General features: G+C 62.5%; 10 protein-coding genes. 5 read left to right on the top strand and 5 right to left on the bottom strand.

Annotation, left to right across the window (positions count from 1 at the left end):
• Window positions 1–234 precede the first annotated feature (234 nt).
• Window positions 235–2,610 (bottom strand): translocation and assembly module lipoprotein TamL, encoded by a 2,376-nt coding sequence (gene tamL / locus BN3659_RS07720; protein ID WP_091536090.1) that lies wholly within the window; start codon window positions 2,608–2,610, stop codon window positions 235–237.
• Window positions 2,611–2,615: 5 nt separating this feature from the next.
• Window positions 2,616–3,362, bottom strand: coding sequence for a nitroreductase family protein (locus BN3659_RS07715; protein WP_091535925.1), 747 nt, complete (start codon window positions 3,360–3,362; stop codon window positions 2,616–2,618).
• A gap of 89 nt (window positions 3,363–3,451) precedes the next feature.
• Here BN3659_RS07715 and dapF point away from each other — a divergent pair, with 89 nt between their 5' ends.
• The 3 genes from dapF to BN3659_RS07700 are packed head-to-tail and all read left to right on the top strand — an operon-like array spanning window position 3,452 to window position 5,380.
• On the top strand, window positions 3,452–4,258 hold the full coding sequence (dapF, locus tag BN3659_RS07710; protein ID WP_091535922.1) for a diaminopimelate epimerase: 807 nt from the start codon (window positions 3,452–3,454) through the stop codon (window positions 4,256–4,258).
• A 36-nt stretch (window positions 4,259–4,294) separates the two neighbouring features.
• Window positions 4,295–4,495 carry a hypothetical protein gene (locus tag BN3659_RS07705; RefSeq protein ID WP_091535920.1) on the top strand — a complete coding sequence of 67 codons (201 nt, stop codon included), beginning with the start codon at window positions 4,295–4,297 and terminating at the stop codon, window positions 4,493–4,495.
• Window positions 4,496–4,501: 6 nt separating this feature from the next.
• On the top strand, window positions 4,502–5,380 hold the full coding sequence (locus tag BN3659_RS07700; RefSeq protein ID WP_091535917.1) for an alpha/beta fold hydrolase: 879 nt from the start codon (window positions 4,502–4,504) through the stop codon (window positions 5,378–5,380).
• Window positions 5,381–6,566: 1,186 nt separating this feature from the next.
• Here the strand turns inward: BN3659_RS07700 and BN3659_RS07695 are convergent.
• From BN3659_RS07695 to BN3659_RS07685, 3 genes are all read right to left on the bottom strand, one after another.
• Window positions 6,567–8,873, bottom strand: coding sequence for a TonB-dependent receptor (locus tag BN3659_RS07695; RefSeq protein ID WP_091535914.1), 2,307 nt, complete (start codon window positions 8,871–8,873; stop codon window positions 6,567–6,569).
• 99 nt (window positions 8,874–8,972) lie between these two features.
• Window positions 8,973–9,308 (bottom strand): hypothetical protein, encoded by a 336-nt coding sequence (locus BN3659_RS07690; protein WP_091535913.1) that lies wholly within the window; start codon window positions 9,306–9,308, stop codon window positions 8,973–8,975.
• A 256-nt stretch (window positions 9,309–9,564) separates the two neighbouring features.
• A complete protein-coding gene (locus BN3659_RS07685; RefSeq protein WP_091535911.1) occupies window positions 9,565–10,665 on the bottom strand; it encodes a DUF4435 domain-containing protein in 1,101 nt (366 codons plus the stop codon).
• 90 nt (window positions 10,666–10,755) lie between these two features.
• On the opposite strand from BN3659_RS07685, the gene BN3659_RS07680 reads away from it, so the two are divergent.
• On the top strand, window positions 10,756–11,106 hold the full coding sequence (locus BN3659_RS07680; RefSeq protein WP_171847734.1) for a translation initiation factor: 351 nt from the start codon (window positions 10,756–10,758) through the stop codon (window positions 11,104–11,106).
• Window positions 11,103–14,051: a hypothetical protein gene (locus BN3659_RS07675; protein WP_091535908.1), complete on the top strand. Its 2,949-nt coding sequence runs from the start codon at window positions 11,103–11,105 to the stop codon at window positions 14,049–14,051. Before BN3659_RS07680 ends, BN3659_RS07675 begins: the two co-directional genes overlap by 4 nt.
• The last annotated feature ends 30 nt before the right edge of the window (window positions 14,052–14,081 follow it).

Below are 14,081 nucleotides of genomic sequence, written 5' to 3'. Positions count from 1 at the left end.
GCCGCAAACGCCCCGCACCCGTTTCGACGCTCGTATGGGCCGGATTCTTGCTCCGCACTCTTCGCATTGCGATGTCCGGAGGACCGGCAAGGCGGACAAAATTCATTCGAGTTCTCGCCAAGACGCCGGCGCCTTGCGGCACCCGAAGGCCGGAAAAATTCTTTCGGGGGAGACACCGGACCAAAAGCAGAGGGAGAGAAAGGAGCGCCGGCCTCGCCTGCGAACCGCCGGCCGTCAGAAAGGATAGCCGACCCCGAAGTTGAGCGCCATGTTCCGCCACTTGAAATTATGGATCCAGCGCTCTCCGACAGGCTCGCCCGGATTGTAGAGCTGCACGCCCCAATCGAGCCGCAGCACGACGAATTTGATGTCGAACCGCAGACCGAAACCCGTGTTGAATCCCAACTCCTTGTAGAAATCGCGGAAATGGAAGATCGCATCCGCATCGTACCGTTTGCTATTCATATACCACACATTGCCCGCATCGAAGAAGGTGGCTCCGTGGAGGATGCCCCAGATCGGGAAGCGCAGTTCGAGATTGGCCTCCAGCTTCAGGTCGCCGAGCTGCATGGGGTATTCCGTGTCGGTCTTGCGCGGCGTCGTTCCCGGGCCCAGCGTGCGGGGAGCCCATCCGCGCATGCCGTTGCCGCCGCCCGCATAGAAGAGACGGTCGAAAGGCATGGCGTCGCTGTTGCCGTAGGGCCACGCCACGCCGGCATAGATGCGGCCTGCGAGGGCCACCTTTTCGCCGAGCATGATCTTGCGGCTCAGACTCAGGTCCGAACGCACGTACTGCGAATAGCGGATGCCGAAGATGTGGTAGTAGCTCTGGCCCTGCACCGGCTTCGAAAAGAGATGTTCCAGTCCGTCGATCAGATTGCCCGCCGTCTCCAGATTGAAGCGGACGAGCGTGGCATTGCCGCCGATGTGCTTGAGCTGGTTGTTGAAGACGTATCCGAAGTTGAGACCCGCGATGAACGAGGTCTTGAAACTCTCCTTCAGATACTCGTTCTGCGTTCCCTCCAGAAAAGCGTCGTCCAGATACCCCATGTCCACCACGTTTATATCCACGGGACGCAGCGAAAAGGAGGAGTAACGGGCATTGGACCACATATAGGTGAGTCCGAGGCTCGACAGCGTGCGGCGGTAGAAGGGACGGTCCTGAAAGTTGATCGAGAATTCGAGCTTCGTCTTGGGCTGGTTCACCGAGCGGTAGCGCCGCGTGCGGAACGGCATCAGAAAACGCGGGAACGACAATCCGGTCGTTACGCCGAACTCCGTGGCGTTGCGCTTGCGGGCATCGGGCGTCTTCATGAATTCGTATCCGCCGGTAAAGGCGATGTCGAACGACTCGGCGCCGCGGAATATATTGCGGTTCTGATAGCCTACGGTTGCCGAGAGGCCGTAGAAACTCGACGTGGTGGATCCCTCCAGTTCGACCTTGAAGCTCTGTTTGAGAGCGGGCGTACAGAGTATGTCGCATTGCAGGTAGCCCTCCTGCGTATAGCGCGTCTGGGTCGAATCGGCCGATTCGCCCACATAGGTAACGATGTTGGTTATATCCACGTCGCGCGGCTGTTCGACGAAAGCCACTTTCGTGCTCCGGAAATAACCGAGCGACATGAGGTCGGTATAGGTGCGCGTTACCTGATCGGCGTTGTAGACGTAGTTCGGGTAGAGCGGCACGGCCTGACGCAGCACGGACGGGCGCAGGTTGGGCTTCCCTTCGTAGACGATGTTCAGACCGCGATAATAGAGCGTATCGAGCCGATCTCTGAAATGCGGATCGCTGCGGGCCGCAGCCGGATCGTAGTTGGGAAAGACGTTGATCCGGTCGATGCGGTAGACGGTGTGGTTGTCCATCACGGCTTCGCCCCGCGCGTCGTAACCCGTCAGATACTGCTTCACGACGACCTTCAGATCGACCAGATGATCGCCGGCGAGCGTATCGGCGATGTATTCGATGTTGTTGACCGAGAAATTGTAATAACCGCGGTCCTTGAGGTACGACGCGATGCGTTCGCGCTCTTCGTTGAGTCGCGTGATGTCGAAAATATCGCCCCGGCGGATCAGCGTATGCGCCGTGTCGGGCAGGATGATCTGTTCGAGGAACTTGTCGCGGAAGTCGTAGGAGATGCTGTCGATGCGATAGGGAAGCAGCTGCCGCGTCCGGTAGGTGATCGACGCCCTCTTGCGCCGCGAGGTGGTATCGACCTCGTAGGTCGCCTCCGAAGAGAGGAAGCCCCGCGAATCCATGTAGACCTTCAGATTCTTGGCCGAACGCTCCGTGAGGTCCATGTCCAGCAGGACGGGCTCCTGTCCGATCCGGCGTTTCCAGTTGTTCCACCAGTTGTGCTTGTCGGGGTTGGCCTGTTCGTAGAGCCACACTCCGACATTGAGCCCCAGAAAACGTTTGTTCGGCGACTGACGGACATAGCGTTCCAGCTCGGCCGCGCGGATCCGCTCCTTGCGGGGCGTCGACTTGTCGTCTTCGATCCGCACCTTCTGCACGAGGTACTGTCCGTCGGGAATCTTGCGCGTAACGCTGCACGATGCGCATCCGATGCACACCGCCGCTATCAGCACGACCCTCCCGACTCCCGCACGCATCACGATCAGTTATTGAAAAAGCCCTGCTCCTGCAACAATGCGAAATAAGACTTCGAAATGGCGAGGCTGTCCTCTCTGCGGTAGCGGTTGCGCGTGAATATCTGCGCCAGATTCGGCAGGCCGTTCTCTTCGAGCAGCTGTTTCGTGGACGCCGACTCTTCGCGCTCGGCCCACAGTTCGTCGATCTCGGCGGCGGTGTAATCGGTATATTTCTCGTAGTGGACCACCGCTTCGAGCGGCAGTCGGTCCGTCAGCCCCGGCTCCTCGTCGGGATAGCCCGCAACGACGGTCGTCAGCGGAACGACCCCCTTGGGCAGTTCGAGCACGCTGCAAATCTCCTTGGCCGTATAGATCGTGGTTCCGAGATAGCAGATGCCCAGTCCGTGCATCTCGGCCTCGACGCAGAGATTCTGCGCGGCCAGCAGGGCGTCGGTCGCAGCGTTCAGAAACCACGCGAAATTATCGTAGGCCGGATCGGCATCGCGCTGCCGGCACCACATCGAGAAACGGTGCACGTCGGCACAGACCGTGATGACGCACGGGGCTTCGACGACCATCGCCTGATTGAAATGACAGGGGGCCAGTTTGCGGCGCAGCGCCTCGTCGCGGGTTACGACGAGCGAATAGAGCTGCATGTTGCCGCAGGTCGACGCACGTGTCGCCGCTTCGAGCAGCTCCCGCAAGGTCTCTTCGGGTATGGGTGCGGGGCGGAATTTACGAATGGAACGATGCTTGAACAGCACACTTTTCATAGGAATCGACATTTTTCACAAATCTGCACAAAAGTAGTAAAACTTTTAGAAGTTTTATTATTTTTGCATGGATATAACCTCTTTACGACTTGCAGACACCGTTTGCAAAATACGAAGGCGCCGGCAACGATTTCATCCTCATCGACGCGCGCGACGCCGCCACCGAACCGGACAGCAATTTGATTGCCAAATTGTGCGACCGTCATTTCGGCATCGGCGCCGACGGTCTGATGACCCTCGGACGGAGCGCCGCTGCGGACTGCTCGATGCGCTACTACAATGCCGACGGCTCCGCAGGCGAAATGTGCGGCAACGGAGGCCGCTGCTTCGCGCTCTTCGCCCGTCATGCAGGCATCGGAGGCGATACCCTGCGTTTCGACTCGCTCGACGGCCCTCATACCGCGCGCATCTGCTCGGCCGACCGTTTTCGAGGGACCGTGGAACTCGGCATGACCGACGTGAAGCGCATCGAGGCAGGCGACGGCTGGTGGTTCCTCAACACGGGCGTCCCGCATTATGTGGAACTCACGGACGACATCGCACGCACCGATGTCGCGGTCCGCGGACATGCGATCCGCCGCGATACGGCCCGCTTCCCCGAGGGCACGAACGTCGATTTCGTGCAGATCGCGGGCGAAGGCCGGCTCCGCGTACGCACCTACGAACGGGGCGTGGAGGCCGAGACGCTGGCCTGCGGTACGGGTGCTACGGCCGCCGCGCTGGTCGTCCATCACGCATTCCAGCCCGGCGTGCGGCGTTTCGACGTCGAGATGCCGGGCGGACGGCTCTCGGTCGCTTTCGACCGTGCGGCCGAAAACCCCTTCTTCCGCAACATACGTCTCTCGGGAGAGGCGCGCCGCGTCTTCAGCGGTACGATCGACACCGACAATCTCTAATCAACCAACTTCTTATATCCACTTTCCACTCTTCACATGAAAACACAAAAGGGGTTCCGCAATCAGGATCGCGCGGACGAACTGCGCAAGGCCAAACGCCTCGAACCGATGCACAAAAGCGGCAAGGAGCGCCACATGCTCTACAACAAGTTCGAGGATGATCCGGAGGACGAAGCGATCCTTCGTCCCCGCCCCGAATCGGCGTTCGACTACTTCGACGACGAGGAAAACCGCTAAGTGCTTATGACCGAAAAATTCATCATGGCGGGCGACACCGCCCTGCATATCTGCGACTCGGAGCGGGGCGAGCGTTGCGTCGTGCTGCTGCACGGCTATCTCGAATCGCTGCTCGTCTGGGAAAGTTTCGTACCTCTGCTCTACAAAGAGGTGCGCGTCGTTACGCTCGACCTGCCGGGGCACGGCATCTCGGTCGTTCGCGGCCAAACGCACACGATGGAGTGGCTCGCGGACGTGGTGGCCGATGCGCTCGCGGCCCTCGGCATAGGCCGCTGCACGCTCGTGGGGCACTCGATGGGCGGCTACGTGGCCCTCGCCTTCTGCGAGCGTCATCCCGAGATGCTCGACGGTCTGGTTCTGCTGAGCTCCACTCCGAATCCCGACACGCCCGAAAAACAGGCAAACCGCCTGCGCGAAATCGCACTGGTCCGTGCGGGGCGCAAAGAGACGCTGGCGCATGCGGCCCCCGCCGCAGGCTTCGCCGCCGAAAACCGGGCCCGCATGAAGGACGAGATCGCCGACCTCGCCGAACAGGTCTTCCTGACCGAAGACGACGGCATCGTGGCTCTGCTCAACGGAATGCGCGAACGCAAAGACCGCAACGACGTGCTCCGCGCCTCGCAGGTGCCCGTGCTCTTCATCCTCGGATGCGCGGACGACTACATCCCGCGCGACAAAGCCGAAGCGATGGTCGCGGATCATCCCGAGGCGCAGGTCGCGTGGCTCGACCATTCGGGGCACATGGGTTTCCTCGAACAGCCTGAAGAGACGGCGCAGGCCATTCTGGGATTCGTCCGATGCGGACGTCCGGCCCCGCAGGCACGCCCGGCCGCCGCACCGGAGAAATCCGCGCACCCCTCCGCACCGGAAAAGAGCGACGCATAGCCTGCACCCGGCGAACGGCCTCCGCACGAACCGGATCGGTACAGGGGTCGCGGCACGAACCGGAAGCGGCGAGAGCCGGCGACCGCGGCCGGCAATACGTTCCGGCAATCGAACCGGTGGAAAAAGGCGTCCTCCGGCCGGTGCCGCACCCTGCCGTACCGATCCTCATGTCTCGCGCTCCGCAGCAGCAAGGCGCCGGTGTCCGCCATGTACCATGCAGTCGGGTGGCGCCGGAGCTTCTTTTCGGGGCACTCCTGCTGCCACGGATCGTGCAGCTTCGCTGCGACCGCAGGTTCGCAGCCTACGCCGGATCGGCCGCACCGGCACTCCGGCCACGATCGTTCAGAGCGGCACCTCCTTCGCAACGACCGATTGCGGCGGCATTCGCACGGGGATATGGGGCGGAAACCCCTTGTTTTCGGTCGTTTTCACTGGATTCGGAGAGGACGCATTACCCCATCGAAGCATTTTATACGTATTCATGATATGCGTAATAACAAAATTCAAGATGCGGGAAAAGCTCACGAAGCCTCAAAAACGTGTGTGCGAAGTTTGTCCTGTGTCCATGTAAGGCTATGACGTCCACGGGGCTTATCCGTATGCTGCGGCACAACCGGCATCACCTGCATCCGCAGGGAACATCCATTTTTCAGAATATTGTTTTCTCGTCGCAACGTTTCTAATTCCGATTTTAGATCCGCTTTTTCAGCTTCAGATCGGCCCTACCGAGGGAGGGGGGGGGCGTTTCGTTTGGCTGTGAATACGTACCCGAAACATACCATGCGTATGCGTTTATTCGGAGCATTCCGATTTTTCACCGGCCCCCCGATTTTGACCCATTCCGTTTTACGACTCCACGTGCAGACATCCCGGCGATCCGGTCCTCCGCCCCTCTTCCGAAAACAGTTGGAGAAAGCGCAGTCGGACAAGACGCCGGAGCGGCGACCCGCACGGAGTCCCGGTGCTGCGTGCGTTTGTCGGCGAACCCGCAAGACATGCCGGCGGGGGCGATGCCGCCCCGTCCGGCAGGTGCCGCCGGCCGCGCAGCCCGAGGCGGCCGGCGAACCCGCAGAAGGTCGCGGGGGCGCGGACCGGCAGAAGTGCCGTTTCGGCTGGGAAGGCGGAAGCTTCGCCCCTCCCGAAAGGCGGTGTTCCCATCCGGCGGTCGAAACGCTGCTCCGGAAAATCAGAAGCTCAGCTTGGCGCCGGCGAACCAGCTGCGCGGCAGCGAAGGTCCGTAGATGTAGCCCGAGTCGCGGTCGGCGCCGCGGTCGAAATCGCGTTGGTAGGCATCGAAAAGATTCTGCACGCCGCCGTTCAGTTGCAGCGTGATCCGGTCGTGGAGGCGTATGTCGTAGGAGAGCTTGAGGTTCACGTCCCAGAACGAAGGGGTTTCGACGGCCGTGTCCGTCGCCGTTCCCGATCCGGCCATGTGCTGCACGAGCATCCGGCCCGTGTAGGTGCCCGTGAGGTCGGCGGTGAAGTTGCGAAGCGGACCGAACGAGGCGGTGAAGTAGCCGTAGGTGTCGGGAGCGCGGAACATGCGGCGCACGGGAGGCACCTCGGGATCCTCGCTCCACTGCTCGGACTCCGCATAGCGGCTTTGCTGGAGGGTGAAGCCCGCTTGCAGCGAAAACCAGCGCGTGAAGGCGGCCTTGCCCTCGAAATTGAGCCCCTGCACGGTGGCGCCCGAGCCGTTGTAGCGCTCCTTCACGGTATTGCCGCTTTCGTCCTTGTCCGGCAGTGCGCGCAGGGAGAATACGTCGTCGAGCATCGTGTAGAATCCTTCGACGAGCAGATTCGCCTGCACACCGCCGAAACGGTGGTAGAGATCGGCCGAGGCGCTGAAACTGTTCGAGCGCTCCTCCCTCAGATCGTCCGCCAGCCGGATGCGGACCCGTTCGCCGCCCGCGATCGAGATGTGCATGTCCTCGTCGAAAGCCTGCGGAGCGCGGAATCCGCCCGCGTAACTCACGCGCAGGTTGACGTCCTCGGTCGGGTTGAACCGCACGTTGACGCGGGGACTGAAGATCGCATGCGCCACGAGGTTGTGTTTGTCCACGCGGCCTCCGAGGAGCAGCGACCAGCGCCCGGTTTTCCACTCGTTCTGAAGGTAGGCGCTGAAGATGTGAACGTTCTGGTCGGTGCGGATGCCGTAGCCGAGCGACTCGTCCTCCAGTCCGTCGTAGGAGTATTCGGCACCGAGCGTCAGCTCCGCAGGCATGAAGCCGAGGCGGCCGAACGTGCGGACGTATTGCGCACCCGAAGCCACCGTGATGTCGTGCGTGGTGCCGTATGCCTTGGAATCTTCGTGGCTGCCGTAGTAGCTTTTGCGTGCGGTGTTCTGAAAGGAGGCGTAGAGGTTGAAGCGGTTGCGCAGATCGGCCGACGAAACGTCGAACGCGAGGCTGCCGCCGTCGATCGAGTGGTCGGTCTGCTCGGCGAGGAGCGCTTCGTGCGCCGGCCGGTCGAGCCGGTCGCCGCCGCGGCGGAATTCGCCGATGTGGTGATATTGGGCCGTCAGGCGCGAGTAGGCGCCCGTGCGGAGGAACGTGCGTGCCCCCACGGCCTGCGAATTCAGCACGGGCAGTTCGGTGAATCCGTCGCCGTCGCGGTCGTAGTCCGAGCGGTGGCGGCGCTGACCGTAGACGCAGAGGCCCGCCTTGCCGTTGTCGCTCACGAGCGAGGCGTTGAGCGAGGTGTTGTTGTCGTAGGAGCTGCTGCCGCCCAGCGACATGAGCGTGTGGGCGACCTGTGCCGTATTGTGGAGCGGATCGCGCGTGATGATGTTGATCGTGCCGCCGATGGCCGACGACCCGAAAAGAGCGGAACCGCCTCCGCGCAGCACCTCGACCCGCTCGATCATGCTGGCCGGAATCTGTTCGAGCCCGTAGACGCCCGTGAGGGCCGAGAAGACGGGGTGGGAGTCGATGAGTATCTGGGAGTAATGGCCGTCGAGCCCGTTGATGCGGACCTGCGTGAAGCCGCAGTTCTGGCAGTCGTCCTCGGTGCGGACGCCGGGCTGGAAACTCAATCCCTGAGCCAGACAGACCGAATTGGTCTTCTCGAACAGGTCGGTTCCGAGGACGCTGACCAGCGCCGGAGCTTCGCGGCGCAGCGAGGCGCTGCGGCTGGCCGAGACCACCACGTCGTCCATCGAAATGCCGCTCTCGGCGATTTCGAAGTTGAGCTCCTGCGTTTCGCCTCGGCGGAGGACGATCTTTTTTTGTTGGGGCGAATAACCGATCTGGCGGGCTTCGACGACGTATTCGCCTTCGGGCAGATTGTTGAGAAAATAGTGTCCCGAGGCGTCGGTCGCGATGCCGTGGGCGGTGCCGTTGACCGTAACGGTCGCAAAGGCGAGGTGTTCGCCGGTCCCGCGGTCGACGACATGGCCGAAAAGATTGGCGTCCGTGGGGCGTTTGGGGGCGTCGTCCGCCTGCGCGACGCAGGCGAGACACACGAAAAGTGCGGTCGTTATGATGCGTTTCATGGGTTCGAAAACGGATTGGTTCCGACAGGGACGCACGGGAAAGCGCCGCCGGACGGAGGGATTCGGAAAAAAACGGAGGAATGGGAAAGAGGCGTATCGTCAGACGGCCGCGGGCGGAGCACGCAGCGATCGGTGCGGGAGGCTTACGGCGAGCTTGGCGCAGGTCGGAAGCGGAGCACGGGTGCCGAGCGGCGTGAGACGTACTTCGAGCACGGAGGTCTCGGTGCGCAGACAGGGGAAGAAATCGTAATCGTCGACGATGCACTTTTCGACGACTTGGCTCTGGGCGCCGTTGTCCGGCACGAGGTCGCCGCACAGGGCTGCGAAGTGCAGCGGGTTTTCGGTATAGATATGGACTTTGTGCCCGATGATCGTTGCGAGCAGAATCAGGAGCAGAAGGCCGGAGTAGCCTGTTTTCCGTAGCGGATGTGCCATATCGGACGCAAAGATAGGGCAAAAATCCGGTCTGTCAATCCTTGCGGTGAAAATACCCGATTATGGGGAGCCCACCTCGGTTGCCGGTGTGCGGCGGCGGGCCGCCGGAGGCGGGCGGGACGTTCGCGGCCGGTGGGTCTGGGCGGAAGGTGCTCGGGCGGAGGGGTCGATGCGCTTCGGAGAAACAGGCGCCGGGGACGGGCCGCACGGGCATACCGGGACCGCGATCCCGGCACGCCGCCTCACGGGCGAAGGGTCATTGCCCCTCCTGCGCCCGCAGCTTGCGGGCGATGGCGAGCACCGAATCGTCGGGAATGTCGCCCTTTTTCTTCATGGCGAGGATCGTGCGGACGAGGTATTTGTCCAGATCGCGCCGCAGACGTTTGTAGAGCGGACAGGAGGTGTAGTTCTCGTTGTCGAGCAGTACGTCGCGGATCGAGCGCAGCGAATTGGTGTAGTTGGCCAGTTCGTTCCTGAGTGCCACGCCCTCCTTTTTCGAGGCGTTGATCTTGGCGATCGACATCTGCTTGAGCTTTTCGCACACGGCGCTCAGCGCGATCATCACCACGCAGTCCATCAGCGTGTGGCCGTGCATGTAGAGGTAGGTGGTTTCGGGCGTAACGCCGCGGTCGCGGAGCTGCCGCTCGAACCGGTGCATCGGTTCGACCATGTCGGGGTGTTTGGCGCGGAGCGCCGCGTCGCGTTTCGAGACGTTGCGCCGGAGCCATGCGATCGTATTGGCGCCGTTGCCGGCGATGTCGAGATAGCCGATGCGGACCGTGGCCTTGAAGTCGGCCAGCGTGAAGACCGTCTCGGCGGAACGGAAAGCCGAGTAGACGTACCACAGAAACATGGGGTAGATCGCCCGCGAATAGTCGGCCATGAAGGCCACGAAGTCGAAGATGCGAGTGTCGTTCTTGGTGGCCTTGACGCAGACGTTGTGCAGCGAAGGGGCGTAGCAAAGGTAGTTTTCGGTGGCGTAGGCGTAGGTGTGGAACATGTAGCGGGCGGAGCCCACCTCGCGCGACTGCTCGGTGCGGTCGCCGAAGAGGTAGTCGAAGTCCGAGTCGACGCACAGAAGCAGCTCCTCCGACGACTCGGGGATCATGCTCAGCAAAACCTTCTTGCCTTTGGGCAGGTCGGGGCGGTTGGGCACCGAAATCTCGAAATGCAGATAGGGATTGCGGAAGTGGTCGAAGATGCCGCGCCAGAAGGCGACGTCCTCATATCCCTCGACGAAGACCCGCACGAGCCGCTGCGAAGGGTCGACAGGCAGCGGACGGGGCAGCCCGCCGGATTCCTCTCCGTCGTGCGCGAAGCCGATGTTCCGCAGTTTTTCTACGATTGTGCGTGCCATATGCGAACAAAGATAATTATTTATTATTTTTGCACAATACGAAATGCCCGAAACGGCGTTTTAATCCAACAATTCGGACAATAATAGACGATGACGAACGACTGGAAAGCGAGACTGGGAATGGTCTATTCGACGAATCCCGATTTCGAATACGAGACCGACCGGCGGCCCCCCGAGGCCGATACGCTGCCGCCCGCACGGCAGGAGTTGCGCGTGTGGCTCGACCGCCGGCAGCGGGCGGGCAAGACGGCGACGCTCGTGCGCGGCTTCGTCGGCGCGGAGGCCGACTTGCAGGAGCTGGGGCGTCTGCTGAAAACCCGGTGCGGCGTGGGCGGCGCCGTGAAGCAGGGCGAGATCATCGTGCAGGGCGACCACCGCGACCGCGTGGTCGGTCTTCTGCTCGAAGCCGGATATGTCCGGACCAAAAAGGCGGGCAGTTGAGGCGGCTGGCCCATATCCTCGCCGCATTGGTCGCGCTCTGCTTCGCGCAGCATGCGGCGGCGCAGTATTACACATGGGGCTCCGACGCGGCGTCGCTGCGCTGGGAGACGGTGCGTACGCCCGACGTGCGGGTCATCTACCCCGATACGGTGCGCGACGCCGCGCGGCGGACGCTCTTCTACATCGAGGCGGTGAAGCCGTCGATCGGCTACGGGTTCCGCCACGGACCGATGCCCATCCCGTTCGTCATGCACCCCGAGAATTTCCGCTCGAACGGATTGGTGATGTGGCTCCCCAAGCGGGTGGAGTTCCTCACCTCGCCGGCGGTGGACGGCTATTCGATGCCGTGGCTCAAGCAACTCGTGGCCCACGAGTACCGCCACGCCGTGCAGTACAACAACCTCAACCGCGGCGTGATCAAGGCGGCGAGCTGGCTTCTGGGGCAGCAGGGTTCGACCATCGGACTGCTCTTCATGCCCATTTGGGCGATGGAGGGGGATGCCGTGATGTCCGAGACCGAGATGTCCTCCTTCGGACGCGGCCTCCAGCCCCGTTTCACGCTCGAATACCGCGCCATGGGCGACCTCGCGGCCGCGGGAGGCAATATCGACAAGTGGTTTTGCGGCTCCTACCGCGACATGGTGCCCGACCACTACCAGCTGGGCTATCAGATCTGTTCCTATGCCTACACGCGCTACGGCGAGAACATCTGGGACAAGGTGGCGCGGTTCAGCGTCCGCAACCCCTATCTGTTCTTTACGAATCCCGTGGCGCTCAAAAAGTTCTACGGCACGAGCGTGGACGACCTGTTCCGCGCTACGTTCTCCGATCTGGCGTCTTGGTGGGCATCGCTTCCGCCGCAAGAGGATTCGGCCGCACCGCTCACTCCGCTGCCGGAGCGCAATTATACGACCTACCGCTGGCCTCTGCCGCTGGGCGATACGGCGGTGCTGGCGCTGAAAACGGACTTCGACCGGGCGACCCGTTTCGTGCGCATCGACCGCCGCACGGGCGCCGAGGAGCGGATCGCCTGCACGGGGTCGGTCTCGACCCGGCCTGCGGTGGGCGGAGGCCGCGTCTGGTGGACGGAGTACCGTCGTTCGCTGCTGTTCGAGCAGCGCGTAAATTCGCAGCTCTGCTATATGGACCTCGCCGACGGACGTCCGCGGACCGTTGCAGGCAGACGCAACGCGCTCTATCCCGCCGTGGTGCGGGATTCGCTGCTCGCTTGGGTCGAATACCGGCCCGACGGCAGTTTCGCGGTGGTCCGCACGGACGCCAAAGGCTGCGAGCGCCGAACGCCCGCTCCGCCCCGCTCCGAGATTCACGGACTGGCGTGGGACGACACGACCGATGCGCTCTATGTGCTCATCACCGACGACTCGGGCATGTGGCCCGGCCGGGTGGAGCAGACGGGGATTCGTCCGCTGCGTCCCGGGGCTTACGTAACCCTGAGCGATCTGAGGGCCGGCGGCGGGAAGCTCTACTTCGGGTCGATCGCCACGGGGCGCGACGAGGCCCACTGTCTCGATCTGTCGACCGGCGAAGAGCGACGCCTCACGACTTCGGCCTACGGCTCTTTCTCGCCGGCGCCGGACGGCAGCGGAGCGACGCTGCTGACGAATTACACCCGCCGCGGCTACCGTGTGGCCGTGCAGACGGCGCAGGCCGGTCCCGATACGGTGGCTTTCGCACGTCTGCCCCGCAACGTGGTGAATCCGCCGCGCCGGCGGTGGAAGGTGGTGAACCTCGATACGGTGCGCTTCACGGCAGCAGATTCCGCGGCGCAGTATGCGAAACACCGTGCGCGTCGCTACCGCAAGATCCCGACGCTCGTGAAATTCCACAGCTGGATGCCGCTGGCATTCGATCCGTTCGAACTGGTCGACGAGCACAATGTGAATCTCAACGTGGGCGTAACGCTCGTCTCGCAGAACCTGCTTTCGAATGCCGAGGGGTTCGTCTCCTATGGCTGGAACCGCAGCGAAGGTTCGCTCGTGCGGGCTGCGCTCCGCTATTTCGGGCTGGGCGTACAACTCGACGTCGACGGCGCCTACGGCGGAAATCAAGTGTTCTATTCGTTGATGCAGACCGATCCGGAGACCGGCGCGGACGTATATCAGAAACGCCCCAGCCCCGACCGCTACTACTCCGTGGGAGCTGCCGCGACGCTGCCGCTCTACTTCCAGCGGGGCTACCACACACGCCGGCTCTCGGTCTCGGCGGGCTGGAACTTTTCGAACGGCATGGTGGCGAAGGTCGGCGAACTGCGCTTCGACAAGGAGACCGGCGCCATCACGAACATCGAGAACATCGGGTTCCGCAAAGGACTGCACAAGCTGACGTTCGGCGTCGGCTGGTCGGATGCCGTGCAGGCCGCGCACCGCGACTTCGTGTCGCCGTGGAGCTATACGCTGAGCGCCAACTATGCGTTCAATCCGGCGGACGAACACTTCAGCGACCTCATCTCGCTTTACGGACGGGTCTACACTCCGGGATTCTTCGCCCACAACTCCCTCTCGGTCGCGGCGGCCTATCAGACCTCGATCGGCGGGTACAGACTTCCTTCGGGGGAGACCTTCCTCAGCTACCGGTCCACGCGGCTTTTGCCGCGCGGCGTGGATGCTGCGGACATCCGCAGCGACGACTACACGGCTCTGTCGGTCGATTATCAGTTCCCGCTGTGCTATCCCGAAGGGGGAATCTCCTCGGTGCTCTATTTCAAGCGCATACGCCTGAATCTGGGCGGCGACTTCGCACAGTTCCGCTATTTCGGCGGAGGCCGCGAACGATGGCGGCGCCTGTGGTCCTACGGAGGCGACGTGGTCTTCGACGTGAATGTGTTCCGGCAGCCTGCATCGGCGACCGCGAGCGTGAAACTCTCGGTCTACAAACCCAGCAACGGAGGCGTGTGGGTCGGCGCCGGATTCGGACTTCCGTTCTGACGGGGCGATTTTTGCGGAGAATGAGACGCA

Origin of the sequence: Alistipes sp. CHKCI003 (assembly GCF_900021155.1) — a bacterium.
GTDB classification, from domain to species: domain Bacteria; phylum Bacteroidota; class Bacteroidia; order Bacteroidales; family Rikenellaceae; genus Alistipes; species Alistipes excrementavium.
The sequence above is the reverse complement of the archived record's forward strand: the minus strand, read 5'-3'. Positions and strand labels throughout refer to the sequence as shown.